Consider the following 25,923-nt stretch of genomic DNA (forward strand, 5'->3'; position numbering starts at 1 on the left):
CCGCCGACACCTGGTAACCGCCAGAGACGACAGGGAAGGGACGAGCACATGGAGACCGCGGGCAAGGAAACCCCACGCGAGCGCTACCGGGCCCAGCTGAGGGCCGAGATCAAGGAGCGCGCCTGGGAGCAGATCGCCGCGGCCGGAGCGCCGGGACTGTCCCTCAACGCCATCGCCAAGCAGCTGGGCATGAGCGGCCCCGCGCTCTACCGGTACTTCTCGAGCCGGGACGACCTCATCACCGAACTGATCCGCGACGCCTACCGCAGCCTCGCCGACACCATCCGCGCCGCGGCCGCCTCAGACGCCGACCTCGCCGGACTCGGGCGCGCGCTGCGCACCTGGGCACTGGAGGACCCCCAGCGCTACTTCCTCATCTACGGCACACCGGTCCCCGGCTACCACGCGCCCGACGACGTCACCCAGATCGCGTCGGAGATCATGGACGCCCTCCTGGACGCCGCCCGGCCGGCCGCAAGCCCCGCCGCGCCCGCCGCGCAGGACACCGCGTTCGAGTCCCACCTCGCCGGACACCGGCAGTGGGCAGGTGACCACCCCGCTCCCCCGTCGGCCCTGCGCCTCGCCCTGCACTTCTGGACCCGCCTGCACGGCGCCCTCTCCCTGGAACTGGCAGGCCACTTCACCGGCATGGGATTCGACCCGGCCGAGCTGTACGAGCACGAACTGCGCGACCTGACGCGACAGCAGGCTGGAACCTGAGAAGCCACTTGCACTCCCCGCCTCCGCATTCCGGATCGAGACGTGTTGCGTTGGAACGCACTCCAACTCCTACGTTCGGAGGCATGCGATACATCAAGCTCGGAACGACCGGACTGGAAGTCTCCGCCATCGCCCTCGGCTGTATGAGCTTCGGCGAGCCGGACCGGGGTGGCGAACCCTGGTCGCTGGGCGCGGACGCCGGCCGGGACATCATCAAGAAGGCCCTTGAGAGTGGCGTCAACTTCCTCGACACGGCCAATGGGTACAGCGCCGGAAGCAGCGAGGAGATCGTCGGCCGGGCGGTGAGGGACTTCGTCCGGCGCGAGGAGGTCGTCCTCTCCACCAAGGTCTGGATGCGGATGCGCCCCGGCCCGAACGGCGCCGGGCTGTCCCGCAAGGCGATCTTCACCGAGCTCGACGCCTCTCTGAAACGACTGGGGACCGACTACATCGACCTGTACCAGATCCACCGCTGGGACTACGACACCCCGATCGAGGAAACCCTCGAGGCGCTGCACGACGCGGTCAAGTCCGGGAAGGTCCGCTACATCGGAGCCTCTTCCATGTACGCCTGGCAGTTCGCCAAGGCCCTGTACCTGGCCGACCTGAACGGCTGGACCCGGTTCGTGTCGATGCAGGACCACTACAACCTCATCCACCGGGAAGCAGAGCGGGAGATGCTCCCGCTCTGCGCCGACCAGGGCATCGGCGTGATCCCGTGGAGCCCGCTGGCGCGGGGCAGGCTGACACGGGCCGGGAACACCGCCACGGCGCGTGCCGAGACCGACGAGGGCGGCAGGATCCTCTACCGCGACGAGGACCAGGCAGTGGCCGAACGCGTCCACGAGGTCGCGGGCGAGCGGGGTCTGTCCCCGGCCCAGGTCGCCCTGGCCTGGGTCATGCGCAACCCGGTGGTGACCTCGCCCATCGTCGGGGTCACCAAGCCGGCCCAGCTGGCCGACGCGGTCGCCGCGGTGGACGTCGAACTCGACGAAGACGAGGCCGCCTACCTGGAGGAGCCCTACCAGCCGCACGAGGCCGCCTACTTGGAGGAGTCCTTCTACAAGCACCCTGTGGCGGGCTCCCGGTAGTACGGGCCACCGCCGGGCGCGCGTGAGAACTGGCACCGACTCCCATCCCCCTCGCCTCGACGCGGGCGCGGGCCGAAGCACTCGCCGATGCCGGCCGACTGCGGCACGCTTCCGGCTACCGCCATCCCCGTTGAATCGTGTCGGCGCGCCGGTCAGATCCAGGCCCGTCGTTCCGGGCCGCGGGGGTCGTACACCAGGGTCCACTCGGCGTCGATGCGCATCGTGGCCCGGCGTGCGGTGTCGTACGCCTCCCAGCCGGGGTTGCCGGTCCGCGCGAACCGGACCCATGCCTCGTGTGTCCGGGCGGCCAGGTCCGCGGGTGGCTGGTCGGGGCCGAGGAGGGCATCCGCGCCCCGCAGTCGGGGCAGCTCCGCGAGATCGAAGACGAAGGGGAGCTCCACCGCGTGGGTGGCGCCGAGGTCTCCGTCGAGGGCGTGGGAGCGCCAGGCGAACTCATAACCGAACGTCGCGGACCGGGGGTGGGCGGCATGTGCGCCGGCCATGGCCCAACTGCCCGCGCCGAACAGCGCGTCACCCATGATGGCCGACCGCAGTTCGCCGTAAGAGGCCCCTGGGCGTGTCGTGCGGTACGTCTCCACGAGCTGCGCGGGCTTCGGGTGCGAGCGCGCCGCCGTGGCGTCGACATCCGCGGCGGTCGAGGTGGCGTACTTGCCCACCGGGACCAGGTAGAGGTTTCCCTCCTCGGTGTTGGTCCCGACGAGCAGGTCCACGTCGGCGCTCAGGCCGGCGGCGATGGATTCGGCGGGCTGCGTGTCGAGGACCAGGCTGAACGGGCTGAGGCCGATCAGCGGGTCGTGGTGCGTGGCGGTCTGCAAGTCGATTCCCGCGAGCTTGGAGACGACCTCGACCAGGTGCTCGTCGGAGACGTCCGCGAAGGCGTCGACGCGGGGCTCGATGCCCAAGGCCCCGGCCGCGGCCTTGGTGACGCGGGCGGCCTGCTCGGTCGTGAACGCGCCCAGGCCGCTGCCGCTCTGCACGATCGCCCGGCGCACGAGGCCCGCTGCGTCGGAAGTGGCGAGGACGCCGCCGACGATGGTCGCTCCCGCCGACTGGCCGAAGAGGGTGACGTTGTCCGGGTCGCCCCCGAAGACGGCGATGTTCTCCCGCACCCAGCGCAGCGCGGCGACGACGTCGAGCAGTCCGCGGTTGGCGGGTGACCCGGGGATGTCGAGGAACCCGGCGATGCCGAGCCGGTAGTTGAGAGTGACCAGGACGATGCCGTCGCGGGCGAAGGCGGAGCCGTCGTACAGTGCGGACCGCGTCGACCCGGCGACGAATCCGCCGCCGTGGACGAACACCATGACGGGCAGGCCGTCGGCACCGGCCGCGGGCTGGAAGACGTTGACGGTGAGGTAGTCCTCCCCTCGACTCCAACCGGTGCCGAAGTAGGGGGACATGTCCACGCTGCCGAGCTTGCGCTCGGACTGCGGGGCGTTGGGGCCGGGCGTGGTGGCGTCCCGTACGCCGTCCCAGGGTTCGTGCGGCCGCGGCGGGGCGAACCGGCCGGCGCCGAGGGGAGGAGCGGCGTAGGGGATGTTCAGGAAGGCGGCGGTGCCGTCGCCGTGGCGGAGACCGCGGACGGCTCCCTGTGCGGTGGTGACGACGGGCTCGGGTTCGAAGTGCACAGCGGTGCCTTTCTGCGGGCGTCAGCCCTGCTCGGTGTACGGGGCGAAGGGCGCCCAGCCCTTGATGTCGAACGTGTCGTCCCTGCGCGTGATCTCGGCGGCGCCGTGGCCGCCCAGGTGGGCGGGGATCACGAGCACGTTGTTGTCGGCCGCCCAGCCCAGCACCTTGCGGCGGGTGGCGCGGGCGCCCGCGGGGTCCTCGCAGAAGCAGCTGTTGGCGTCCGGTTCGAGGATCTGCACCGGGTTGTGCAGCAGGTCGCCGACGAACACCGCGCGGTCCGTCCCGGAGGTGAGCGTCAGCACGGAGGAACCCGGGGTGTGGCCGGGAGCCGCGTCCAGGCGCAGGTCGGAGTCGATCCGGTGGCTGTTCTCCCACAGCAGCGTCCGGCCGGCGGCGTGCACCGGGGCCACGCTGTCCTCGAAGACGTTCTGGTTGCCGCGGCCGAACAGCGGCTTGTGGTTGTTCTCCGGGTTCCAGAAGTCGAAGTCGTCCTTCGGCATGAGGTAGGTGGCGTTGGGGAACGTGGGCACCCAACGCCGCCCGTCCAGGTAGGTGTTCCAGCCGACGTGGTCGATGTGGAGATGCGTGTTGATCACGATGTCCACGTCCTCGGGTTGGACGCCTGCCCGGGCGAGGTTGTCCAGGAAGTTCGTCTTGAGGTGGCTCCAGACCGGCGCGTACGGGCGCTCCTTGTGGTTGCCCACACCGGTGTCGACGAGGATGGTCTTGCCCTGACTTCGCAGCAGCCAGGTCTGGATCGCCGAATTGACGACGTTGGTCTCCGAGTCCAGGAAGTGCGGGGCCAGCCAGTGGGCGCCGTCCTTCCAGACTTCCTGCGAGCTTTCCGGGAAGAAAGTGTGGGGCTGCATGTCGACGGGCCCGTAGTACTCCCGGACGCGGGTGACGGATACGTTGCCGAGCGTGATCTGTTCCATGGGTGTTCCTCAAGGATTCGGGGTGTTCCTGGAACCTACGAGGGGCGCCGGTACGGCGGTATCCGACACCTGACTGCACCTTCGTGCACCCTCCGTCCCCGGCCGGGCCGCTTGTAGCCTGGCTTCGTGGAAGCGCGCGAGGGAGAGCGGATCGTTGGCCGGGACGAGGAACTGGCAGGCCTTTTCCGCGCGCTGGACCCGGTCGCGGACGACTCCGTCCTGCTGCTCCTCGGCGATATGGGCATGGGCAAGAGCACGCTGCTCGACCGCGCGGTACGGCGGGCCGAAGCGGACGGCGCCCGGGTCCTGCGCGCCGAGGGCAGCGAGTCGGAGTCGAACCTGGCGTTCTCCGCCCTGCACCAGTTGCTGCGGCCCGTGTCGGCCGACATCGACGGGCTGCCCGAGCGGCAGCGCGCTGCGCTGCTCGGCGCCTTCGGCGCGGGCCCGGCCACGTCGGACTGCGACCTCATGCTGATCGGTGTCGCGGTCCTGAGCGTGCTCTCGACCCGGGGAACGCGCGCGCCCGTGCTCGTCGCGCTCGACGACGCCCAGTGGTTCGACCGCGCCTCCATGGACGTCCTCTCCTTCGCCGCCCGGCGCCTCGCGGGCGAACCGGTCACGATGTTGGTCACGGCCCGCGTCGGCGATCACCTCCCGGGCTTCGACCGGCACGTGTCCACGCTCACGCTGGGACCGCTCGACGACGCCGCGGCCGGCCGGCTGCTCGACCTGCAGCCGCACAGACCCACCGGCTGGACCAGGACGCGGATCCTCGACCAGGCCGAGGGCAACCCCCTCGCACTGGTCGAACTGGCGAGGGCCGCCGCCGCACCCGGGCCGGGCGGTACGCCGCCGCCCGCGGGCCCGCTCCCGCTCACGGCCCACCTGGAGCGGATCTTCGCGGCCCGCCTGGCAGACCTGCCCACCCCCACCAGGCGGGCCCTGCTGCTCCTGGCCGCCATGGACAGCGTCGACTCCGCGCTCGCCCTCTCCGCCGCGGTGCCGGACGCCGCGGACGCGGCATGGCCGCCTGCCGAGCGGGCCGGTCTGATCCGGAGCACCGGGCGCTTTCCGCGGTTCAGTCATCCCCTCGTCCGCTCCGCCGTGTACCACGGCGCGTCCCCCGACGCCCGGCGCGAGGCCCACCTGGTGCTCGCCCGGTCGCTGCGGGATGAGCCCGACCGGCGTGCCTGGCATGCCGCCGCCGCGGCCACGCGCCCGGACGCGGGCGTGTCCGGGGAGCTGAAGCGGACGGCCGACCGGGCCCGGCGCCGCGGCGGCCACGCGGCGGCGGCCAAGGCCCTGCAGCGTGCCGCCGACCTCTCGCCGCACCCCGGGGACGGTGCCCGGCTGCTCGTCGAGGCCGCCGCGGAGGCAGCGCTCACCGGTGACCTCGCCTGGGTCGAGGAACTGGCGACTGCGGCACGGGCCCGCACCGACGACGCCTCCCTCCTCGCCGAAGCCGCGGCGCAGGTCGGACGACTGGCCGTACTGACCGTGCGCCACAGCGTAGTCTTCCCCCAACTGCTGGACGCCGCCGAGGAGTTGGCACCCGTCGAGCCGTCCACCGCGCTGGACGTCCTGGCCGGCGCGGCCGTGGTTCGCTATTACTCCGGACAGGACACCCAGAAGGACCACATCGAGGCCGCGCTGCGCGGGCTGCGCGAGGACGCCTCACGCGCATGGCTGCGCACCTGGGTGCGGGCGGTGTCCGACCCCTTCGACGACCGCGCCGAACTCCTCGCCCGACTCCCGAGGGTCGCCGCCGAGGCGCGCAGCCACCCCGGCCGGCTCACCGCCTACGGTGTCATGGCCTGGCTGCTCGACGAGACCCCGCGGGCCGTCCTCGCCTTCGACGAGGCTTTCGACCGCTGGGGGTCGCGCGGGGCGCTGCCGGACGGCCTGGGCGGCGCGGCCGCCTGGAGCTATGTGGAACTGGGCAGATGGGAGCGGGCCCGGGAGGCCTGCGCCCGCGGCAGCGCGGTCGGCGTGGCGGCCGGCCTGGATCACGCCGTGGCGTGCGCGGCCGCGGTCGACGCCGCTGTGCTGGCCTATCAGGGCGATCCGACGGCCGCCCGCGCCCGGGCCGAGGAAGCGCTCGCCCTGATCGACCCGCTGGAGAGCCGTTCGGTGTACGTCTTCGCCCGCCGCGCGCTCGGCGCCGCTGCCCTCGCGGAGGGCGCCCACGAGACGGCGTTCGAGCAACTCCGAACGGTCTTCACGGCAGATGGCGCGCCGGTGCACTACCACGCCTCCTACCCGGCCCTTGCGGATCTGGCCGCCGCAGCGGTGCGGGCCGACCGGCACGCGGAGGCCGCCGCGATCGTCGAACGTGCCGCACGCACCCTCGCCGGCGACGTCTCGCCCCGCCTGCGCGCACTGATCAACCGGGCGCGTGGCCTGCTGGCCGGTCCCCGAGACGCCGAGCCGTACTTTCGGGCGGCTCTGGCCGACCCCGTGCTGAGACAGTGGCCCTTCGAGCGCGCCCAGACCCTGCTGGACTTCGCCGAGTGGCTACGGCGACGGCGCCGCATCACGGAGGCGCGCGTGCCGCTCACCGAAGCCCTGGAGGTCTTCCGGCGCCTGGGCGCGCGCCCGTGGACCCAACGCGCCCGCACCGAGTCACGCGCCGCCGGCCTCGACGTCACCACCGCCGCCCCCGACGCGCTCGCCGAACTCTCCCCGCAACAGCAGCAGATCATCAAGCTCGCCGCCGACGGGCTGACCAACCGGGAGATCGGCGAGAAGCTCTTCCTCTCCCCGCGCACGGTCGGCTCGCACCTCTACCGCAGCTACCCCAAGCTCGGCATCACCGCCCGCTCCCAACTGCGCGACCTCGTCGAGGGCCCCCGGTGAGGGGCCCCGGGCTACGCGGTTCTCCGGAACACAGGCCCTTCTAGGGCGTTTCGTCTGGATCAACCAGTTACTGGGAGAGATCACACGGTCTGGTGGTTTCGCCTCGCGAACGACCGGCCACCGAAGGCCGCCGTGATGTGCTCGCCGTACCCACTCCATCGCGATGAAGGAACCCTCATGTCCCTGCCACCCATCGGCGCGGAGATCCCGTGCAGCTCGCTCGCCATCAACACCCCTCTCCAGATCCGGACCTCATTGGTCAGCGTGGACTTCAGGGGCGGTTTCAGGCAACGCGTCGATGTGGACCCCGACGACCCGATGAACAGCGTGCGGATGAGGATGGTCGGCTTCAGGTACAGCGCGGAGCTGCCCGGCGACGGCGGCGACGGCGACGGCGACGGGGCAGGGGGCACGATCACGATCGAGCAGAACGATGTGGACGTCGATGCGCCGAGCCGGTTGCGGCTGATCCAGAAATTCCCGCCGCGCTACGAGCACGTGGTCGTCGCACCCTTCACCATGACCATCGAACAGTCCGAGGGCGAACCACTGGTCCTGACGACGAAGGACCCGGCCAAACTCATCGGTAAGCTCACCCAATACCCGCCGAGGGGCGACTTGTACCAGTTGCAAGACCCGGTCGACCTGGTCCTCCCGGATGACCCCGACACCACGATCGCGACGATCCAGAAGTTCCCAGCCAAGGTCGGTGGCCTCTGAGCGACACCGTCAGCCGCCTGCCCCTCGCACTTCCTGGGGTGGCCGGGGCAGGCCGCGCTCACAGTCAGGCAGTTTCGCTTGGATCATCGGGCGGACCAGAGGAAGATGCCTGCGGTGTGGAGTCCGGGGGCTTGTCCGTCCGCCTGCGGTCAGGCATTGGCGACCCCGCGCGTGTTGACGGTGAGGGCGGCCGCGGTCGCATCCCCTCCCGCGGCTCCCACCCGGACGGGGCATGCGCTTGCGGCACCGTCTGCCCCGAAGCCTCCGAAGCTCCCTTCTGGCGTGCTCAGGAAGCCGGGTCCTGCGGTTCGTGGGAGCCCGGACGGCCGTGGGGCCGGAGGCCGTCCATCAGGAGGTCGAGCAAGCGGGCGGCCTTGGTCCCGTGTCCAGGCGGGGGGAACACGGTGAAGATGCCGATGAGCGCGGCGGCGACGTCGTCCGCGGTCACATCGGAGCGCAGTTCCCCTGTCGCGCGCCCAGCGTCGAGGATCGTTTCGATGGCCGTCAGCAGCTCGGTCCGGGTCTGCGCATGGGTGATCTCACCCGATTCGATCATCGCGAGCAACGTGTCGAGCATGCCGTTCTTGGTGGCGATCCAGTCCCCGAACAAGTCCATCCAGTGCCGCATCGCCGTGGACGGAGGCAGTTGGCCGAGCAGTTCGCGGGCGCCCGTCGTCAGACGGACGACCTGGTCCTGGTAGACCGCGTCGACGAGCGACTCCCGGGTCGGAAAGTGCCGGTAGAGGGTGCCGATACCGACCCCTGCCTCGCGGGCGATCACGCGCATCGACGGCTCGGCGTCGGACGACATGAAGACGCGAGTCGCCACCGCGAGGAGCTGGTCACGGTTGCGGACGGCGTCCGCCCGCGGCGGGCGGGCCCCCGCCCCACCAGAAACGGAACGCGCTCCGTTTGTGCTACGGTCGTTCATGTAAACGGAGCATAGTCCGTTTCTCCGTGCGGCAGAGGAGACGAGCGCGCGTGCAGACACAGCGCAGGCAACCGAGCGCGGGCGGCAGCAGGGCGGTCCGGCTCGATTCATTCGGCGGCCCGGAGGTCCTGGACGTCCGCGAGGTCCCCGCGCCGCAGGCCGGCCCGGGGCAGCTCCGTGTACGGGTCACCGCGGCCGGCCTGAACCCGATGGACTGGATCATGACCGCCGATGCGGACACCGCCGCCGGGTTCGGACTGACCCTGCCCGTCGGGTTCGGGACCGACTACGCGGGGGTGGTCGACCAGGTCGGTGACGGGGTAAGCGGCTTCGCGCCCGGCGACCGGGTGTTCGGAGGAGCCTTGTCCCGCGCGGTCGCCGACTTCGTGGTGGTCGACCCCGCCGGGGGAATTGCGGCCAACGAGGCCCACCACACACCCGACGGCGTCGACGACCGCACCGCCGCCACGCTCACCATCGCCGGCCGCACGGCATCCGCCGCCCTCGCCTCGATCGACCCCGGCCCGGACGACACCGTGCTGATCGGCGGCGCCGGGGGTGGCGTCGGGGTGTTCGCCGTTCAGCTGGCGCGGATCGCGGGAGCGCGCGTGATCGGGACGGGAGCGGCGTCATCGGCCGACCACCTGCGTGGCCTCGGAGCCGAACCGGTCACCTACGGAGACGGCCTGGCCGATCGCGTGCGAGCCCTCGCGCCCGACGGTGTCACCGCCGCCCTCGACCTGTACGGGACCGAGACAGTGCACGTCGCAAGGGAACTCGGCGTCCCGGACAGCCGCATCTGCACCATCGCCGCGCAGGTCGAGGGCGTGGCAGCGGGAAACGGCGCGAACGCGGCCCCCGGAGCCCTGGAAGAGATCGCCCGCCTGGTCGCCGCGGGCCGGCTGCGGGTGCCTCTCGCGGGTAGCTTCCCGATCGAGCAGATCCGCCGCGCGGCCGAGCTCCAAGCCGGTCGGCACGTGCGGGGCAAGATCGTCATCGACCTCTAGGCCGAAGTCCACTCGGCCGTCCGGCCTGGCGGTCGGGGCGGATCAGGGTCACCAGGGGAGGGTGCCGGAACGGTCGACGAACTGTCCGGTGGGACCGTCCGGGCCGATCGTCGCGAGGGCCACGATGGAATCGGCGCCCTCGGCCACACTGTGCCCGATGCCTCCGGTGAAGTCGGTGGCGGTCTGGCCGGGGTCGGCGGCGTTGACCTTCATGTCCTTGAGTTCCCTGGCGTACTGCGACTCGATCCGAGCCGGGTCCTGGGTCATGCCGAACGAGCCCATTCCCGTGGACACGTTGACGATGACAGGGTGCGACGACTTGCGCAGCAGCGGCAGGAAGGCGTGCGTGACGCGCACGACGCCGACGACGTTCACGTCGAGGACGGCGCTCATGTCGGCCGCGGTGTACTCCTCGACGGGCCCGACCCGGCCGAGTACGCCGGCGTTGTTGACCAGGACGTCGATGGCCCCTTCGTGCGCGGCGACGTCGGCCGCGGCGGCCTCGACCGAGGCGTCGTCGGTCACGTCGATCCGGACGAACCGGGCGCCCAGTGACGCGGCCGCGGCCCGGCCGCGCTCGGGATCACGGGCGCCGACGACGGTGTGCCCCGCCTCGACGAGACGACGGGCGGTCTCCGCTCCGAACAGCACCGTGGTGCGCTGTTCACGGACTCGATGCTGCGTCCCAGCGAGCCTGACCGGGAGCCACGGCGCTTCCTGGTACAGCGCGTACCACCCACGGAAGCGGACCCCTCACTGGAGGGACATCTTCTGGACGTCCACGGCGGCGAGCAGCGGGTTTGCCGCGGGCGTCGGTGCCCCGGCTGCGGTGTGTACACCACGAGTCGGAGATCGCCCTGCGTGGTCAGCACATCGGAGATCAGGGCGATGTCTCCGACCTCGGGGTGTTCGGCGTACTTGCGCGCACTCTCGTGACCGCCCACCGACCGGCTGCTCCACATGTCCCGTGCCCCCACCCCACCTGCGCGGGATCCAGCCGATCCCGCCACGCCCGCAGCGTGTCACCGAGTTGGTTCATGCAGGCCATCATCCGTCACCCCATCGCACAGCCGGGTGGTACGCGGTGTGGCAGAGGTCGAAGGGTGCCTGCCCGGGCCGTCCTTGACCGTGGCCCTGGTCGCCGAGACGGCGGCGTGCACGGGGAGGGCAGCGGTCTGCTGCATTGGCAGCACCGAGGTCACCGGGTAGGAGGAACCAGCCCCTGGCCACCAGGCCGACACCACCGCCCCGGTGTGACGATCACAAGGAGACGACCCCACGGCTCCGGTCGATGACCCTGCCCGTCAGGAGGACCCAAGGATGAACCCGACTGTGAAACACGTGCTCGGTGCCGCCGCGGCGATCGCCATAGGCGCGCTGGCCCCGCTCGCGACCGCTGCTTCCCCCGCCGCCGCCTCCGCAGGCGCGCACTGCGCCCGTGCCGAGCAGGACGTGTGGGACAGCGGGCCCAGCCGCACCGTGACCGCCCGGGGCTGCAGCATCCCGTCCCAGGAGCATCGGTGGTACACCGTGGAGATCGACACCCTCGTCGAGCGCCACTACAAGGGTGAGAGCGTGGAGGCTGGAGTCGACCGGTCCACGACCGTGCACAGCACGACCATCAGGTGCCTCGGCCACACCTCCGGCGCCGGCGCCGGCACGGTCGACTGGTTCGGCTGCCCGCCCGTCTGACGCGCCCGCTTCAACCGCCGCCCGACGGAACGGTGATCGACGCGCCGGCCGAGTCCTTCACGAGGGCCGCCGTCCGGCGGCGGTGGGCGGTTCGCCGACGACGGCTCGCCGAACCGCCGAGCCGGGGCATCGAGGACCCGTGGCGAGCGCCCGAGGGCAGCCCAGCAGGTAGGTACTTTGACATACCTATATGACCGTACCTAAAATTTCCGTGTGCCCAAGACCAGCGCGTCCGCCCAGGACATCGACCACGTAGCCGCCGGGCTCGTGGCATGCCTGCCCGCGCTGGCCCGTGCCTTGGAACGCCGGGTCGATCTGGAGTTTCCGCACCCCAAGCCGCCGGAGGCGCAGCTCGCGCTGCTGCGCCACGTCGAGGCCAACGATGGCGTCACCGTTCGCCGAGCGGCGGCGGCTCTGCTGATGAAGCCCAACAACGTCAGCGCCCTGGTGACGCAGTTGAGCGAACAGGGACTGCTGGAGCGTCGGCAGGACCCGCAGGACAAGCGCATCGCGCATCTACACCTCACCGTGACCTCCCGTCAGCAGATCGGCGAGGTTCGGCACCTCATGAGCGGCCAGGTCGCCCAGGCGCTGCGCACCATGACCGACGGCGAACTCGACGCCCTCGGCTCGGCGCTGTCCTCTCTGCAGGAACTGAACAAGCGCCTTCACCCCGCCGTCGACTGAGACGCGCACCGGCCCAGCCGGTACGCGACGACGGCGGGCGGCCCTTCCCGCTTTCTCCCAGCCGTGTCCGGCCGCACCTTCGCCGGACACGGCTGGTCATCCTGCGCGGAGCCGCAGAGTCGTCCGCTGCCACTTGCCCCCAACGTCTGATCAAGGACTCACGCCTTCATGTCCTCGGAAGTCACCAACTCCTCGGCTCCACCTGCCCCTTCGGCGCATCCGGCCGGACCGCGCGGTCGTCGGGACAACCCCTGGCTGACCCTCGTCGCCGTCGCCTTCGGGCTGTTCATGGTCGGTCTGGACGGTTCCGTCGTCTCGATCGCCAATCCGGAGATCGGCCGCGACCTGGACGCCTCCACCGCCGACCTCCAATGGGTCACCAACGCCTACCTGCTCGCCCTCGCCGCGACCCTCATCCTGGGCGGCAAGCTCGGCGACCGCTTCGGCCGCCGCACCTTCTACCTGATCGGTGTCGCCGGCTTCACCCTCGCCTCCGTCGCCATCGGTCTGTCGGGGTCCATCGAAGGCGTCATCGTATTCCGGGCCTTCCAGGGGTTCTTCGGGGCGCTGCTGATGCCCAACACCCTCGGCATGCTGCGCGCCGTCTTCCCGCCGAGCAAGTTCGGCATGGCCGTGGGGATCTGGGCCATGGTGTCGTCGGTCTCCACGGCGCTCGGTCCGATCGTGGGCGGTCTGCTCGTCGAGCACGTCAACTGGGAATCGGTCTTCTACATCAACGCCCCCGTCGGTGCGGTCGCGCTCGTCTTCAGCATCGCGGTGTTGCCGCAGAGCAGGAACACGACGGCGCGGGAGAGGTTCGACTTCCCGGGGGTCGTACTGCTCGCACTCGGTCTGCTCGCCGTCGTCTTCGGTGTCGTCAAGGGCGAGACCTGGGGCTGGACCTCCGCCGGCACATTGGGCGCCATGGGCGCGGGTGTCGTGGTCCTGCTGCTCTTCGGCTGGTACGAGACCCGCGTGGCGCACCCGCTGCTGCCCATGCGTCTCTTCCGCGATCCGGCGCTGACCATCGGCACCGTCATCACCGCACTGAACTTCTTCGTCCTGCTCGGCGTGATCTTCTTCGTGATGCTGTATCTGCAGAACGTGCGGGGGTTCACTCCGGTCGAGGCCGGTGTCCGTACCCTGCCGCTCAGCCTCGCCTCCGTGGTGGCCTCCCCGTTGGGCGCGGCGCTGACCGAGAGGTTCGGCCCTCGCCTCACGATGCCGCTCGGCATGGCGCTCCAGGCCGTCGCCTGCTTCACGATGCTCGGCTGGGGGGCGCACTCCTCCTACGGCGCGATGTGGCCCCCCTTCATCGCGCTGGGCCTCGGCGTCGGCATGGTGATGGCGTCCTCCTCCGATGCCATCGTCGGCAACGCGCCGGTGAAGGACGGCGGTGTCGCGGGTGGTCTCCAGGCCACCGCTCTGCAGGTCGGCGGCGCGCTCGGCACGTCCGTCCTGGTCTCCCTCATCAGCAGTCGGGTCGGCTCGACCCTGACCGGGGAGCTGACCTCCTCCGGCCTGCACGCCGATGCGGCCGGCCGCTTCTCCGAGGCGGCGAAGGACGCGGTGGCCATGGGCGTCGCTCCGGTCTCGGGCGACATGCCCGCCTCGATCAGGTCGGCGGTCGTCGAGGGCAGCCGCCAGGCGTTCATGAACGGCGTCCACAGTGCCGTGCTGGTCTCCGGCGTCCTGTGTGTGCTCGGCGCGCTGCTCGCCGTCACGGGCGTGCGACGCAACCCCGAGGCGGCCCGTCACTGAGGGCCGGCATCCCTGCCCGCCGAGGCGAGGGCGCACTGCGGGAAGGGAAGCCCCGCCACGCCTCGGCCGGGCCGCCCAAGGGGCCCCGCGACGCGGTCGGGCGTCGCAGGGCCCTCCCCTGTTCACTGGAAAGCCGGTGAGGCCGTCGAACTGGTGCGCAGCCGGCGCCCGGCAGGGCAGTGCCCGGTTCACCGCCCTCGCGGCCAGCCGGTGTACGCCTCGGCGAGGTAGGTCGACCCCGCGGTGGAACCGGTCACCGCGGCCAGCTCCCCCTCCTGGCGCCGGACGTCGAACGGGGAGGCCTCCGGAAGCGTGTGCAGCATGGTGGTCATCCAGTAGGAGAAGTGCTGGGCCTTCCAGACCCGGCGCAGCGCCCGCTCGCTGTAGGAGGTGAGCGGGGCGGTGTCACCGCGGGCGACCGCCCTCTCGAGTTCCTCGGCCAACACGCGCACGTCGGCGAGTGCCAGGTTGAGGCCCTTGGCGCCGGTCGGCGGAACCGTGTGCGCGGCATCTCCGGCCAGCACCAGCCGCCCGTGGTGCATCGGCTCCTGGACGAAGCTGCGGAAGGGCAGGACGGTCTTGGAGGTGATCGGTCCCTCCTTGAGGCGGTGGCCGTTGGCCCCGACCCGCGACTGGAGCTCGTCCCAGATCCGGTCGTCGGACCAGGCGGTGGCGTCCTCCGCGGGGTCGCACTGGAAGTACATCCGCTGGAGGGTCTCGGTGCGCCGGCTGATCAGTGCGAAGCCTCGCGGGGAGTGGTTGTAGATCAGCTCCGGTGCGCTGGGCGGTGCCTCGGTGAGGATCCCGAACCAGGCGAAGGGGTATGCGCGGAAGTACTGCGTGCGTGCCGCTTCCGGTACCTCGCGGCGGCACAGGCTTCGTGATCCGTCGGCGCCCACCAGGAAGTCGGCGCGGACCTCGTGACCGGTCCCGTCGGCGTCGGTGAAGCGCAGGACGGGCGAGTCGGAGACGACGTCGTCGACCGACACGTCGGTGACGCCGAACCGGACGTCGCCGCCGTCGCGCTCCCGGGCATCGGCGAGGTCGATGAAGACGTCCGTCTGGGGGTAGAGCTGGGTCGAGGCGCCGACCAGCTGCTGGAAGTCGATGCGGTGGCTGCCTCCGCCGAAGGCGAGTTCGATGCCGTCGTGGCGGTAACCGTCCCGGTGCACCCGTGCGGAGACGCCGGTGCCGACCAGGAGGTCGACGGAGTCCTGTTCGAGGATTCCGGCGCGGTGGGTCTGTTCGATCTCCCGGCGGCCGCGCAGATCGACCACGACCGAGTCGATCCCGGCCCTGGCCAGCAGGTGGGAGAGCATGAGTCCGGCAGGGCCGGCTCCAACGATGCCGATCTGCGTGCGGCTTCGGACGCGTGACGAGGTCATGGCCGGCATTCTCGGACCGTCCGGTCGCTTCGACCACCCTGTCCTTCCGTCCAGTGGAAGCAGGTCAGCCGGCCACCGGTCCGGGGATACCGCGCCCGATGCCCCGCGCCGCCACGTGCAGGGCACCGACCAACCGTCCCCGGTCAGGCTTGAGTTGGGGGAGCACGACGCCGAGTGCGGCCACCACGTCACCGCCGGCCCGGATCGGCACGGCCACCGAGCACGCGCCCAGGGTCATCTCCTCCCCCGTCGTGGCGAAGTCGTCCTCGCGCACCTTCTCCAGCTGGCGGAGCAACCGGCCCGGCTGGGTCACCGTGTACGGCGTCATCCGCGGCAGGTCGTCGAGCACCTGGCCCTGGATGCCGGCCGGCGCGTACGCGAGCAGTACCTTGCCCACCCCCGTCGCGTGCAGCGGCAGCCGCGACCCGATCGCGCTGACCACCGGCACCGAGGCGTGCCCGGAGAGCCGGTCGACGTACAGCGCCCGCCGGCCGTCGCGTACCGCGAGGTGGACGGTGGCCCGGGTCGCACCGTACAGGTCGTGGAGGTACGGCGAGGCGATCTGCCCCAGCCCCGCGTGCACGGGCGCGAGCAGGCCGATGTCCCACAGTCGGCGTCCGACGACGTACTTGCCCGACTCGGTGCGGCTCAGCGCCCCCCAGGCGGCGAGATCGGCGACCAGCCGGTGCGCTGTCGCGGCGGGAAGGCCGGCGCGGGCCGCGAGATCGGTGAGGCTGAGCTGACGGTGCCGCTCGTCGAAGGCGCCGAGGATCGCCAGGGCGCGGCTGGTCACCGAGCGCCCGCGGCTCGCGGCGTTGCCGGCCATGTCCGACGTCCTTCCGTTCGGTGGGCGGTGACCCGGGCGGGGCCCGCCACCGCTCCTCGCTGCCCGGCTGGATTCAGGATCGCGTGGCCAGGTGGTCCGTCGGCCCGCGGAGTTCATCGGCGGCGTCGGCCACGCGCCGGACGAGGCCGAGGAGGAGGGTCTGCTCCTCGGTGGAGAGCGGTGCCAGGAACACCTGGTTCATCCGGGCGGTGCGCACCGTCAGCTTGCGGTGGGCGCGCAAGCCGTCGTCGGTCAGACGCAGCAGGAAGCGCCGGCCGTCCTGCGGATCACGGTCCTTGTCGAGGAAGCCGCGCCGGATGAGCCGACTGATCACCTCGGCGATGGTGGAGCGGTCGAGGCCGACCCGCTCGCCCACCGTGCGCTGGTCGAGGCCGGGTTCGGCGACGAGCGTGTTGAGGACCGCGAACTGCGGTGAGGTGATCTCCTCGGAGACCATCGTCGTCCACAGCAGGTGGTGTGCCTGCTGGAGCCGCCGGGCGAGGTGCCCCGGGTGGGAGTTCAGGTCCACCGCCGCCATCCGTGCTCCTCGTCTCAGGTGTCAGCGCGTCCGTCCGCAGACCGGATTCGTTCCGTGCACTGAACGATAACAAGTGACTGACCTGAAGCCCAGGGTCCTTCCGGTGCGGCCACATGTTTCGGGAAATCCTTCGTCGAAAGGGGTCTTGACGACCCTCTTGGGAAGTGGCAGCGTACGGAAACCTCACCGGGAAAGTCAGTGTACTGACTAGTTGCCAATGGGAAATGGGGCCACTCCGATGGACAAGGTGGTGCCGACAGCGGCCGACGCGGTGGCGGACGTGCCGGACGGCGCGTCGCTGGCGGTGGGCGGTTTCGGGTTGAGCGGCGTACCGAACGTACTGATCGATGCCCTGTACGAGCGCGGGGTCCGCCGACTGTGCGTCGTCTCCAACAACTGCGGGGCCCTGGACTCGGGACTCGCGGTGCTGCTGGCGGCCGGCCGGATCGCCCGCGTGACCGGGTCGTACATCGGCGCCAACAAGGAGTTCGCGCGGCAGTACCTGGCCGGCGAGCTGGAGGTCGAGATGATTCCGCAGGGCACGCTGGCCGAGCGGCTGCGCGCCGGCGGGGCCGGGATCCCCGCCTTCTACACCCCGGCCGGCGTGGGCACGCAGGTCGCCGACGGCGGGCTGCCGTGGCGCTACGACGGAAACGGCGGGGTGGCACTGGCTTCGCCGCCCAAGGAGGTCCGCGAGTTCGACGGCGCCGAGTACGTACTGGAGCGCGGCATCCGCACCGACTTCGCCCTCGTACGGGCCGCCAAGGGCGACCGGCACGGGAACCTCGTGTTCAACAAGTCCTCGCGGAACTTCAACCCGCTGGCCGCGATGGCCGGGCGCGTCGCGATCGCGGAGGTCGAGGAGCTCGTCGAGCCCGGTGAGATCGATCCCGATGCGGTGCACCTGCCGGGCATCTTCGTGCAGCGGGTGGTCGCGCTCACAGCGGAGCAGGCGGCGGACAAGCAGATCGAACGGCGCACGGTTTCCGCGCCCCCGGCACGAGGAACGGTGAGCGGCTGATGGCCTGGACGCGTGAAGGCATGGCCGCCCGTGCGGCCCAGGAGCTGAAGGACGGCCAGTACGTCAACCTCGGCATCGGCCTGCCGACCCTGATCCCGAACCACCTGCCCAGGGGCGTCGAGGTCGTTCTGGAGTCGGAGAACGGCATCCTGGGCACCGGCCCGTACCCGACCGACGACCGGGTGGACCCCGATCTGATCAACGCGGGCAAGGAGACCGTCACGGTCCTGCCCGGCGCGTCCTTCTTCGACTCCTCCCTGTCGTTCGCGATGATCCGCGGCGGTCACATCGACGTCGCCGTGCTCGGCGCCATGCAGGTCTCCGAGAAGGGAGATCTGGCCAACTGGGCCATCCCCGGCAAGATGATCACCGGTATCGGCGGCGCGATGGACCTGGTCCACGGTGCCCGGACCGTCATCGTCGTGATGTCACACACCGCGAAGGACGGCTCACCGAAGATCCTGGCCGAGTGCGCGCTGCCGCTGACGGGCAAGGCGTGCGTGAACCGGATCATCAGCGATCTCGGCGTGCTGGACGTGACCCCCGACGGACTGGTGCTCGTGGAGACCGCGCCGGACGTCACCGTGGACGAGATCGTCACGAAGACCGCCGCCGAGGTCCGTGTCCCGCGAGAACTCGAGGACCCGACCCAGGAGATGGCGTCATGAGTCCCCGCGACGTCCACGTCGTCGATGCCGTCCGCACCCCCGTCGGCCGCCACAACGGCGCTCTGGCCCCGGCCCGACCGGACGACCTGGCCGCCCACGTCATCCGTGGACTCCTCGTCCGTGCGCCCGGCCTCGACCACTCGCGTATCGAGGACGTCTGCTTCGTCCATGCCAACGGTGCCGGCGAGGAGCACCAACCGCGCGCTGGCCAAGGCCGGCAGGTCGTTCACCGATGTGGACGTACTGGCGAGGCGTTCGCCGCCCAGGGCCTCGGTTGTGTGGCCGAGTGGCCGGGGTTCGACCCCGCCATCCTCAACCCGCAGGGCGGCGCCATCGCTCTCGGCCACCCGCTCGGCGCCTCCGGCGCCCGCCTCGCCGGCACCGTCGCGCACCAGCTCTCCCGCAAGGGCAGTGGCGGCGGTGTCGCCGCCCTCTGCATCGGCGTCGGCCAGGGTCTCGCCCTCGTCCTCGAACGCTGGTCCCAGGCCCGAGCGCACCAGGACAAAGGAGTCCGGCCACCATGGCCCTCACACAGCACGACATAGACCGGGAAATCGCGGCCGAGCGCGCCGCGTACGAGAGGCGGGTCGCCGACGGCGCGCCCGTCGAGCACCATCCCCGCCGCGACTACGCGCCGTACCGCTCCTCGGTGCTGCGCCACCCGAAGCAGCCGCTGATCGCCATCGACGTCGCCAGGGACCCGGAGATGGTGGAGTTGTCCTCCCCCGCGTTCGGGGAACGGGACATCACCGAGATCGACAACGACCTCACCCGGCAGCACACCGGCGAGCCCGTCGGCGAGCGCATCACCGTCTCCGGCCGACTGCTGGACCGCGACGGCCGTCCCGTGCGCGGCCAGCTCATCGAGATCTGGCAGGCCAACTCGGCCGGGCGGTACGCGCATCGGCGCGAGCAGCACGACGCCCCGCTGGACCCGAACTTCACCGGGGTGGGCCGCGCCCTCACCGACACGGACGGCTGCTACCGCTTCACCACCATCCAGCCGGGCCCGTACCCCTGGCGCAACCACGTCAACGCCTGGCGGCCGGCACACATCCACTTCTCCGTCTTCGGTTCGGCCTTCACCCAACGGCTCGTGACGCAGATGTACTTCCCGAACGACCCGCTCTTCCCGTACGACCCGATCCTTCAGTCGGTGACGGACGCCGCGGCGCGGCAGCGGCTGGTCGCGACGTACGACCACAGTCTGTCGGTGCCGGAGTTCTCGCTCGGCTACCACTGGGACATCGTGCTGGACGGGCCGAACGGCACCTGGATGGAAGAAGGGCGCTGACCACCATGGCGAACACCGACACCACCGCCGCGAACGGCGTGCTGCCCACTCCCTCGCACACCGTCGGCCCCTTCTACGGCTACGCGCTGCCGTTCCCCGGAGGAGAGGACATCGCGCCGGCGGGGCACCCGGACACCGTCACCCTGCACGGGTACGTGTACGACGGCGAGGGCCGGCCGCTGCCGGACGCGCTGCTGGAGCTGTGGGGGCCGGACCCCCAGGGGGACGTGCCGACTGCGGACGGTTCCCTGCGGCGGGACCCGGCGAGCGGTGGCTTCCTCGGCCGGAACGGCGTGGAGTTCACCGGCTTCGGGCGGATGCAGACCGACGCCAACGGCCACTGGTACGCCCGTACGCTCCGCCCCGGAGCTCGCGGCGGCAACGCGCCGTACCTCAGTGTCTGCGTGTTCGCGCGGGGTCTGCTGGTGCACCTGTTCACCCGGATCTACCTGCCGGGCGACGAGGCGGCGCTGACGGCGGACCCGCTGCTGTCCCGGCTGGACGCCGGGCGGCGCGACACGCTGGTCGCGGCCGAGGAGGGCGCCGGCACGTACCGTTTCGACATCCGCCTTCAGGGCGAGGGCGAGACGGTCTTCCTGGAGTTCCAGTGACATCAGCCGACATCGACACCGGTCTGCTCGCCCCCGGGTGGGCCGGTTCCCCGGCCGCCGCAGAGACGTCCGACACGGCGTTCCTGCGCGCGCTGCTCGACGCGGAGGTCGCGCTGACCCGCGCCCAGGCGGCCCTGGGACTCGCACCCGAAGAGGCGGCCACAGCGGTGACGGAGGCGGCACGCACGGCCGGTTTCGACGTCGCGTCCCTCGCCGAGCGGGCACGAAACGGCGGAAACCCGGTGATCCCGCTGGTCGCGGAGCTGACCCGGGTGGTCGGCGCGGAGCACGGCCCCTACGTGCACCGGGGGGCGACCAGCCAGGACATCATGGACACGGCGATGATGCTGGTCGCCGTGCGCACCCTGGACCTCGTCCTCGGCGACCTCGGGCGCATCGAGCGGGCGCTGGCAGGCCTGGCCGCCGAGCACCGCGACACGCCGATGCCGGGGCGCACGCTGACCCAGCACGCCGTACCGACGACGTTCGGGCTGAAGGCGGCCGGGTGGCGGTCGCTGGTGCTGGACGCCCGGGACCGGGTGACGACGGTACGCGGCTCGCTGCCCGCGCAACTCGGCGGCGCGGCCGGAACGCTGGCGGCCTTCTCCGCGTACGGGGCCGCGGACGCCACCGCGCTGCCGGGCACGTATGCCCGTGAACTCGGCCTGGCCGAACCCCTGTTGCCCTGGCACACGTTGCGCACGCCGGTCGCCGACCTCGCCGGATGCCTGGCCTTCACGGCCGGCGCGCTGGGCAAGACGGCCGTGGACGTACTCACCCTGTCCCGTACCGAGATCGCCGAGGTGGCGGAGGGCAGCGGCGGCGGCTCGTCGGCCATGCCGCACAAGGCGAACCCGGTGCGCGCCACGCTGATCGTGTCCGGTGCCCGCCGCGCCCCGCAGCTCGCGGCGACGCTGCACGGCTCACTGGTGGCCGAGGACGAGCGGCCGGCCGGTGCCTGGCACGCCGAGTGGGAGCCGCTGCGGGACCTGCTCCGTCTGGTGGGCGGCGCCGCCCGACTCGCGGCCGAACTGACCGAGGGGCTGCGGGTGCGCCCGGAGGCCATGGCGGAACACCTCCGGCTCACCCGCGGACTGATCGTCTCCGAGCGGCTGTCCGCCGAACTCGCGCCCGTCCTCGGACGCGCCCGCGCGAAGGAACTGATCACCGACGCCGCCGGGCGCACGTACACAGAGGGCCGGTCCCTGGCCGAAATCCTCGCCGAGGAGACGGGGTCGACCGATGTCGACCTCGGCGAGCTGACCGACCCCGCGCGTTATACCGGCTCCGCCGGAGCCCTCACCGACCGTGCTTTGGAGCGACGTTGACCGACATCCTGCTCGACCACCGCCTCGAAGGCCCCGCTTCAGCCCCGGCTCTGCTGCTCGGCCCGTCCCTCGGCACCTCGTACGCCCTGTGGGACAAGGTGGCGCCCGAGCTTGCCGTCACGCACCGCGTCGTGCGCTGGGACCTGCCCGGGCACGGCGGCTCGGCGGCCGGACTGATCGGTGCCGGTGCGACCGTCGGCGATCTCGCGGGGCTGGTTCTCGCGCTCGCCGACGCCCTCGGCATCGAGCGGTTCGCGTACGCGGGCGTCTCCCTGGGCGGTGCGGTGGGGCTGCACCTGGCCGTGCACCATCCGGACCGGCTGTCATCGCTGGCCGTGATCTGCTCCTCGGCCCACTTCAACGGCGCCAAGCCGTGGGAGGAGCGGGCGGCGCTCGTACGGAGGGAAGGGCTCGCCGGCCTCGCGGAGGGCGCGGACGCTCGCTGGTTCACCCCGGGCTTCACCGTGCCGGGGCTGATCCGCGATCAGCGGGAGGCGGACCCGCAGGCGTACGCCGCCTGCTGCGACGCGCTGGCCGCGTTCGACCTCACCGACCGCCTCCCGGAGATCACGGTCCCGGTGCTGGCCATCGCCGGGCGGGAGGACCCGGCCACGCCGTCGGCGCACCTTCGGGAGATCGCGGACGCCGTGCCGGGCGCGGCGCTCGTGGAGATCCCCGGCGCCTCGCACCTGGCACCCGCCGAGCGCCCGGAGGCCGTCCTGACGGCACTGCGCGCCCACTTCTCGGGCAGCGCCCGACGTGGCATGGAGGTGCGCCGCGAGGTGCTGGGCGACGCGCACGTGGACCGCGCGCAGTCCCGGCAGACGCCGTTCACGGCACGCTTCCAGGACTTCATCTCCCGTTATGCCTGGGGCGAGATCTGGACCGATCCCACCCTCACCCGCCGCGAACGCAGCATGATCACACTGACGGCGCTGGTCGCGCACGGCCACTACGACGAGCTGGCCATGCACGTACGGGCGGCGCGTCGCAACGGGCTCACCCCCGAGGAGATCGGCGCGGTGCTGCTCCAGACGGCGGTGTACTGCGGGGTACCCGCGGCCAACTCGGCGTTCGGGGTGGCGCAACGGGTGCTCGCGGAGGACGACGCGGCCCGAAACTGACGAACGGCGCGGGGCCGCCGGCATCGCCCGTACCGGCTACCGGTTACCGGCGACGTGCCAGGCGCCGCCGTCAGAGCCGGTGCGTTCCGCCCATCCGCTCTGCGACGCGGGTGGCCGTTTCGCGCAGCCATATGTGCGCGGCGTCGTGGGTGTGGACGGGGTGCCACCACAGGGCCTCCCGTAGGGGAACCGCCTCGTAGGGGGATGCCACGACGCGCACGGCGGCGACCGGCCGCAGGAGCCGGGCGAGGCGGGCCTGTACCAGGGCGATGCGGCGGGTGTCCGCGACCAGGAGCGGCAGCAGCTGGAAGCTGTCGACGGAGACCTCGACGCGCGGTTCGACGCCGAGCATGCCGAGTTGCCGTACGGCCGGGGCGTCGTAGGTGCGCTGGTAGGTGACCCAGGGCAGACGCGCCAGGTCCTCGCGGGTGAGCGTCTCGCCGACGTCCGGGTGGTTCTCGGCCACGAGGAACACCCAGCGATCGTCGTACAGATCGGTGGTGGGGAAGCCGCTGATGACGCCGTGGGGCATGAGCAGGCCGTCGGTCGCGCTGAGCAGAGTGGCGGTGTCGTCGGCCACCGCGGGCGGCGTCTGGGTGAAGCGCAGCCGGATGCCGGGGGCCTCCTGGTGCACGACGCGGGCCAGTTCCGCGCCGAAGACGGCGACGGCGTAGTCCGAGGCGAACAGGCGGAACTCCCGTTTCTCGGCGCTCGGGTCGAAAGCGGCCTGGCTGGCGAAGAGGCGTTCGAGGACGTCGTACGCGGTCGCGGTGCGATCGAGCAACACCTGGCCCAGGGCGGTGAGTTCGTAGTGCCCGCCGACGCGTGCCAGAAGGTCGTCGTCGAAGTGTTTGCGCAGGCGGGCGAGGGCGGCGCTCATGGCCGGCTGGCTCAGCCCCACGCGTTGGCCGGCACGGGTGACGTTGCGCTCCTCCAGCAGGGCGCGCAGGGCGACGACGAGGTTGAGGTCGAGGCGGGCCAGGTTCACCGGGTGCTTCTCTCGTTGCTCGGCCGCGACCGGCCGAGAATAAACCGCGTGGATGCCAGCCATCCATGCAATCTATTTCCCTGATCGCGGGTGGGGGGTCCAGATTAGTCACACCGCAATCAGGAGGACATGTTCGTGAAACCTCAACCCCGATCCGCGCTCTTCGCCGGGCCTTTCGCTCTCGCCACGCTGTCCCGTCCGGGCGGCCCCGCGTTCCCCGCTCTGGTCACCGCCGACGAGCACGTGATCGATCTCCGGTCGGCGCTGGACGACGAACGGCTCACGGCCCGGGACGTGTTGGAGGACTGGGACGCCCTCCTGCCACGGCTGCGGGAGCTGGCCGCCGGCGGGGGCGCCGAGCGCGAGCCGCTGGCGGGGCTGGCGGTGCACGCGCCGGTCGAGCCGCGGCAGGTGTTCCAGTCCGGCGCCAACTACCGCCGGCACGTCATCGACCTGCACGTCGCCCACCGTGCGCCCGGCGACGACCGGCCGGAGAGCGAGCGGCGCGCCGAGGCCGCCGCGATCATGGACCGGCGGGCGGCCGAGGACCTGCCGTACGTCTTCATCGGCCTGCCGACCTCGATCACCGGCCCGTACGACGACGTCGTGCTGCCCGCCTGGGCAAAGAAGCCGGACTGGGAGCTGGAGCTGGCGACCGTCATCGGCCGCCCCGCGCACCGCGTGTCCGTCGAAGAGGCACTGGAGTACGTGGCCGGGTACACCATCGCCAACGATCTGACCGACCGGGCCACCGTCTTCCGCCGGGACATGCCGCAGATCGGCACCGACTGGCTGCGCAGCAAGAACGCGCCCGGTTTCACGCCGCTGGGCCCGTGGATCGTGCCCGCCGAGTCGGTCGCGGACCCGGACGACCTGCGGGTGACGCTGAAGCTGAACGGCGAGACCATGCAGGACGAGTCCACCAAGGACATGATCTTCGGCGTGGCGCGGATGGTCTCCTACGCGTCGTGTACCGCCCGGCTGCTCCCCGGTGACCTGGTGCTCACCGGCTCCCCGGCCGGCAACGGCATGCACTGGGGCCGGCTGCTGCGCGACGGCGACGTGATGGACGGCTCCATCACCGGCCTCGGGGCCCAGCGCACCCGCTGCGTCGCCGAGGAGACGGCGTCGTGAGCCTGGACCGGCACGATCCCGAAGGGTCGATCGCCCGTGCCGCGAAGGCGTGCTCCAACTGGGGGCGCTGGGGCGAGGACGACCGGCTCGGGACGCTCAACTTCCTCGACGAGGCCAAGCGGCGCGAGGCCGCTGCCCTCGTCCGGCGCGGAGCCGGCTTCTCCCTGTCGCAGCGGTTCGACATGGACGGGCCGCAGAAGGGCTGGCGGCGGCGCACCAACCCGGTGCACACCATGCTGGACACCGGCACCGACGCCGCCCTCGGCAACCAGGGATTCCCCCACGGTCTCGGCGGCGCCGACGACGTGATCACCATGCCCCTGCAATGCTCCACCCAGTGGGACGGCCTCGGCCACATCTTCGACCACGGCAGGGCGTGGAACGGCCGGCCGGCGCAGAAGGTGGTCACCTCCGACGGCGACCTGGTCACCGGCATCGAGCACATGGCTCCGCACGTCGCCGGGCGCGGGGTGCTGCTCGACGTGGGCCGGGTCGTCGGCACCGACGGGGAACTGCCCGACGGGTTCGCGATCACCGAGGAGCACCTCACCCGCACCGCCGAGGCGCACGACGTGACGGTCGGCCGCGGCGACATCGTGGTGGTGCGTACCGGGCAGCTCGCCCGGGCCCGCAGGGACGGCTGGGGCGACTTCGCCGGCGGCCCGGCCCCCGGCCTGTCCTTCACCACGGCCGCCTGGCTGCACCGCAGTGAGATCGCCGCCATCGCCACCGACACCTGGGGCTTCGAGGTCCGCCCCAACGAGTTCGCGCACGCCTTCCAGCCCCTGCACCAGGTCGCCATCCCGCACATCGGCCTGCTCATCGGCGAGATGTGGGACCCGGAGGCCCTGGCCGAGGACTGCGCCGCCGACGGCGTGTACGAGTTCTGGCTCTCCGCCGCTCCCCTGCCCATCACCGGCGCGGTCGGCTCGCCCGTCAACCCCGTCGCCGTCAAGTAA

24 protein-coding genes and 3 pseudogenes are annotated in these 25,923 nt (G+C 71.6%); 18 read left to right on the forward strand and 9 right to left on the reverse strand.

Annotated features, from left to right (window positions below; translation table 11 throughout):
* The first annotated feature begins 48 nt into the window (after window positions 1-48).
* Both HZZ00_RS19415 and HZZ00_RS19420 read left to right on the forward strand, forming a co-directional pair.
* Window positions 49-720 carry a TetR/AcrR family transcriptional regulator gene (locus tag HZZ00_RS19415; protein WP_180327623.1) on the forward strand — a complete coding sequence of 224 codons (672 nt, stop codon included), beginning with the start codon at window positions 49-51 and terminating at the stop codon, window positions 718-720.
* An 83-nt stretch (window positions 721-803) separates the two neighbouring features.
* Entirely contained in the window at window positions 804-1,811 is a 1,008-nt protein-coding gene (locus tag HZZ00_RS19420) for an aldo/keto reductase (RefSeq protein WP_180327624.1), read from the forward strand.
* A 152-nt stretch (window positions 1,812-1,963) separates the two neighbouring features.
* Here HZZ00_RS19420 and HZZ00_RS19425 read toward each other — a convergent pair whose 3' ends face one another.
* Together HZZ00_RS19425 and HZZ00_RS19430 are read right to left on the reverse strand one after the other, a co-directional pair.
* Window positions 1,964-3,457 (reverse strand): carboxylesterase/lipase family protein, encoded by a 1,494-nt coding sequence (locus HZZ00_RS19425; protein ID WP_180327625.1) that lies wholly within the window; start codon window positions 3,455-3,457, stop codon window positions 1,964-1,966.
* A gap of 21 nt (window positions 3,458-3,478) precedes the next feature.
* Window positions 3,479-4,393, reverse strand: a complete 915-nt coding sequence (locus tag HZZ00_RS19430) for an MBL fold metallo-hydrolase (protein ID WP_180327626.1) — start codon at window positions 4,391-4,393, stop codon at window positions 3,479-3,481.
* Window positions 4,394-4,519: 126 nt separating this feature from the next.
* Here HZZ00_RS19430 and HZZ00_RS19435 point away from each other — a divergent pair, with 126 nt between their 5' ends.
* Both HZZ00_RS19435 and HZZ00_RS38630 read left to right on the forward strand, forming a co-directional pair.
* Window positions 4,520-7,249 carry a LuxR family transcriptional regulator gene (locus HZZ00_RS19435; RefSeq protein WP_180327627.1) on the forward strand — a complete coding sequence of 910 codons (2,730 nt, stop codon included), beginning with the start codon at window positions 4,520-4,522 and terminating at the stop codon, window positions 7,247-7,249.
* 177 nt (window positions 7,250-7,426) lie between these two features.
* The gene (locus HZZ00_RS38630; protein ID WP_257584874.1) at window positions 7,427-7,969 is read left to right on the forward strand and encodes a hypothetical protein; all 543 of its coding nucleotides are present in this window, start codon (window positions 7,427-7,429) and stop codon (window positions 7,967-7,969) included.
* A gap of 286 nt (window positions 7,970-8,255) precedes the next feature.
* Here the strand turns inward: HZZ00_RS38630 and HZZ00_RS19445 are convergent, their stop codons facing one another.
* On the reverse strand, window positions 8,256-8,900 hold the full coding sequence (locus HZZ00_RS19445; protein ID WP_180327628.1) for a TetR/AcrR family transcriptional regulator: 645 nt from the start codon (window positions 8,898-8,900) through the stop codon (window positions 8,256-8,258).
* Between the two features lie 50 nt (window positions 8,901-8,950).
* Here HZZ00_RS19445 and HZZ00_RS19450 point away from each other — a divergent pair, with 50 nt between their 5' ends.
* The gene (locus HZZ00_RS19450) at window positions 8,951-9,907 is read left to right on the forward strand and encodes an NADP-dependent oxidoreductase (protein WP_180327629.1); all 957 of its coding nucleotides are present in this window, start codon (window positions 8,951-8,953) and stop codon (window positions 9,905-9,907) included.
* Window positions 9,908-9,955: 48 nt separating this feature from the next.
* On the opposite strand, the gene HZZ00_RS19455 is transcribed toward HZZ00_RS19450, so the two are convergent.
* On the reverse strand, window positions 9,956-10,558 hold the full coding sequence (locus HZZ00_RS19455; RefSeq protein ID WP_180327630.1) for an SDR family NAD(P)-dependent oxidoreductase: 603 nt from the start codon (window positions 10,556-10,558) through the stop codon (window positions 9,956-9,958).
* A gap of 221 nt (window positions 10,559-10,779) precedes the next feature.
* Window positions 10,780-10,869: pseudogene (locus HZZ00_RS38635) on the reverse strand (transcriptional regulator); the annotation flags it as partial.
* A 358-nt stretch (window positions 10,870-11,227) separates the two neighbouring features.
* Here HZZ00_RS38635 and HZZ00_RS19465 point away from each other — a divergent pair.
* The 3 genes from HZZ00_RS19465 (at window position 11,228) to HZZ00_RS19475 (ending at window position 14,047) form a co-directional block, all read left to right on the forward strand.
* Window positions 11,228-11,599, forward strand: a complete 372-nt coding sequence (locus HZZ00_RS19465) for a hypothetical protein (RefSeq protein ID WP_180327631.1) — start codon at window positions 11,228-11,230, stop codon at window positions 11,597-11,599.
* 213 nt (window positions 11,600-11,812) lie between these two features.
* Complete coding sequence (locus HZZ00_RS19470) at window positions 11,813-12,286, forward strand: MarR family winged helix-turn-helix transcriptional regulator (RefSeq protein ID WP_180327632.1); 474 nt, start codon at window positions 11,813-11,815, stop codon at window positions 12,284-12,286.
* 168 nt (window positions 12,287-12,454) lie between these two features.
* A complete protein-coding gene (locus tag HZZ00_RS19475; protein ID WP_180327633.1) occupies window positions 12,455-14,047 on the forward strand; it encodes an MFS transporter in 1,593 nt (530 codons plus the stop codon).
* 188 nt (window positions 14,048-14,235) lie between these two features.
* Here the strand turns inward: HZZ00_RS19475 and HZZ00_RS19480 are convergent, their stop codons facing one another.
* The 3 genes from HZZ00_RS19480 to HZZ00_RS19490 all read right to left on the reverse strand — a co-directional run bounded on the left by HZZ00_RS19480 (window position 14,236) and on the right by HZZ00_RS19490 (window position 16,796).
* Window positions 14,236-15,432 (reverse strand): 4-hydroxybenzoate 3-monooxygenase, encoded by a 1,197-nt coding sequence (locus HZZ00_RS19480; protein WP_180327634.1) that lies wholly within the window; start codon window positions 15,430-15,432, stop codon window positions 14,236-14,238.
* A 64-nt stretch (window positions 15,433-15,496) separates the two neighbouring features.
* Window positions 15,497-16,258 (reverse strand): IclR family transcriptional regulator, encoded by a 762-nt coding sequence (locus HZZ00_RS19485; protein ID WP_180327635.1) that lies wholly within the window; start codon window positions 16,256-16,258, stop codon window positions 15,497-15,499.
* 73 nt (window positions 16,259-16,331) lie between these two features.
* Window positions 16,332-16,796 (reverse strand): MarR family winged helix-turn-helix transcriptional regulator, encoded by a 465-nt coding sequence (locus tag HZZ00_RS19490; RefSeq protein ID WP_180327636.1) that lies wholly within the window; start codon window positions 16,794-16,796, stop codon window positions 16,332-16,334.
* A gap of 238 nt (window positions 16,797-17,034) precedes the next feature.
* On the opposite strand from HZZ00_RS19490, the gene HZZ00_RS19495 reads away from it, so the two are divergent.
* From HZZ00_RS19495 to pcaD, 8 genes and pseudogenes are all read left to right on the forward strand, one after another.
* Window positions 17,035-17,817, forward strand: coding sequence for a CoA transferase subunit A (locus tag HZZ00_RS19495; RefSeq protein ID WP_180327637.1), 783 nt, complete (start codon window positions 17,035-17,037; stop codon window positions 17,815-17,817).
* Window positions 17,817-18,485, forward strand: coding sequence for a CoA transferase subunit B (locus tag HZZ00_RS19500; RefSeq protein ID WP_180327638.1), 669 nt, complete (start codon window positions 17,817-17,819; stop codon window positions 18,483-18,485). Before HZZ00_RS19495 ends, HZZ00_RS19500 begins: the two co-directional genes overlap by 1 nt.
* Window positions 18,482-18,625 (forward strand): annotated as a pseudogene (locus HZZ00_RS19505) (3-oxoadipyl-CoA thiolase); the annotation flags it as partial. The gene HZZ00_RS19500 and the pseudogene HZZ00_RS19505, both read left to right, overlap by 4 nt.
* 49 nt (window positions 18,626-18,674) lie before the next feature.
* A pseudogene (locus HZZ00_RS19510) lies at window positions 18,675-18,961 on the forward strand (3-oxoadipyl-CoA thiolase); the annotation flags it as partial.
* A 44-nt stretch (window positions 18,962-19,005) separates the two neighbouring features.
* Window positions 19,006-19,779 (forward strand): protocatechuate 3,4-dioxygenase subunit beta, encoded by a 774-nt coding sequence (gene pcaH / locus HZZ00_RS19515; protein WP_180333603.1) that lies wholly within the window; start codon window positions 19,006-19,008, stop codon window positions 19,777-19,779.
* Between the two features lie 5 nt (window positions 19,780-19,784).
* On the forward strand, window positions 19,785-20,390 hold the full coding sequence (pcaG, locus tag HZZ00_RS19520) for a protocatechuate 3,4-dioxygenase subunit alpha (RefSeq protein WP_180327639.1): 606 nt from the start codon (window positions 19,785-19,787) through the stop codon (window positions 20,388-20,390).
* Window positions 20,387-21,718, forward strand: coding sequence for a 3-carboxy-cis,cis-muconate cycloisomerase (pcaB, locus tag HZZ00_RS19525; protein ID WP_180327640.1), 1,332 nt, complete (start codon window positions 20,387-20,389; stop codon window positions 21,716-21,718). The genes pcaG and pcaB overlap by 4 nt, the downstream gene beginning before the upstream one ends.
* Window positions 21,715-22,842, forward strand: coding sequence for a 3-oxoadipate enol-lactonase (pcaD, locus tag HZZ00_RS19530; RefSeq protein WP_180327641.1), 1,128 nt, complete (start codon window positions 21,715-21,717; stop codon window positions 22,840-22,842). Before pcaB ends, pcaD begins: the two co-directional genes overlap by 4 nt.
* 70 nt (window positions 22,843-22,912) lie before the next feature.
* Here pcaD and HZZ00_RS19535 read toward each other — a convergent pair whose 3' ends face one another.
* Window positions 22,913-23,830 (reverse strand): LysR family transcriptional regulator, encoded by a 918-nt coding sequence (locus HZZ00_RS19535; protein ID WP_180333604.1) that lies wholly within the window; start codon window positions 23,828-23,830, stop codon window positions 22,913-22,915.
* A gap of 129 nt (window positions 23,831-23,959) precedes the next feature.
* On the opposite strand from HZZ00_RS19535, the gene HZZ00_RS19540 reads away from it, so the two are divergent.
* Window positions 23,960-24,964, forward strand: a complete 1,005-nt coding sequence (locus tag HZZ00_RS19540) for a fumarylacetoacetate hydrolase family protein (RefSeq protein WP_180327642.1) — start codon at window positions 23,960-23,962, stop codon at window positions 24,962-24,964.
* Complete coding sequence (locus HZZ00_RS19545; protein WP_180327643.1) at window positions 24,961-25,923, forward strand: cyclase family protein; 963 nt, start codon at window positions 24,961-24,963, stop codon at window positions 25,921-25,923. Before HZZ00_RS19540 ends, HZZ00_RS19545 begins: the two co-directional genes overlap by 4 nt.

Source organism: Streptomyces sp. NEAU-sy36 (genome assembly GCF_013423905.1).
In the GTDB taxonomy this organism is placed as follows: Bacteria; Actinomycetota; Actinomycetes; order Streptomycetales; family Streptomycetaceae; genus Streptomyces; species Streptomyces misionensis.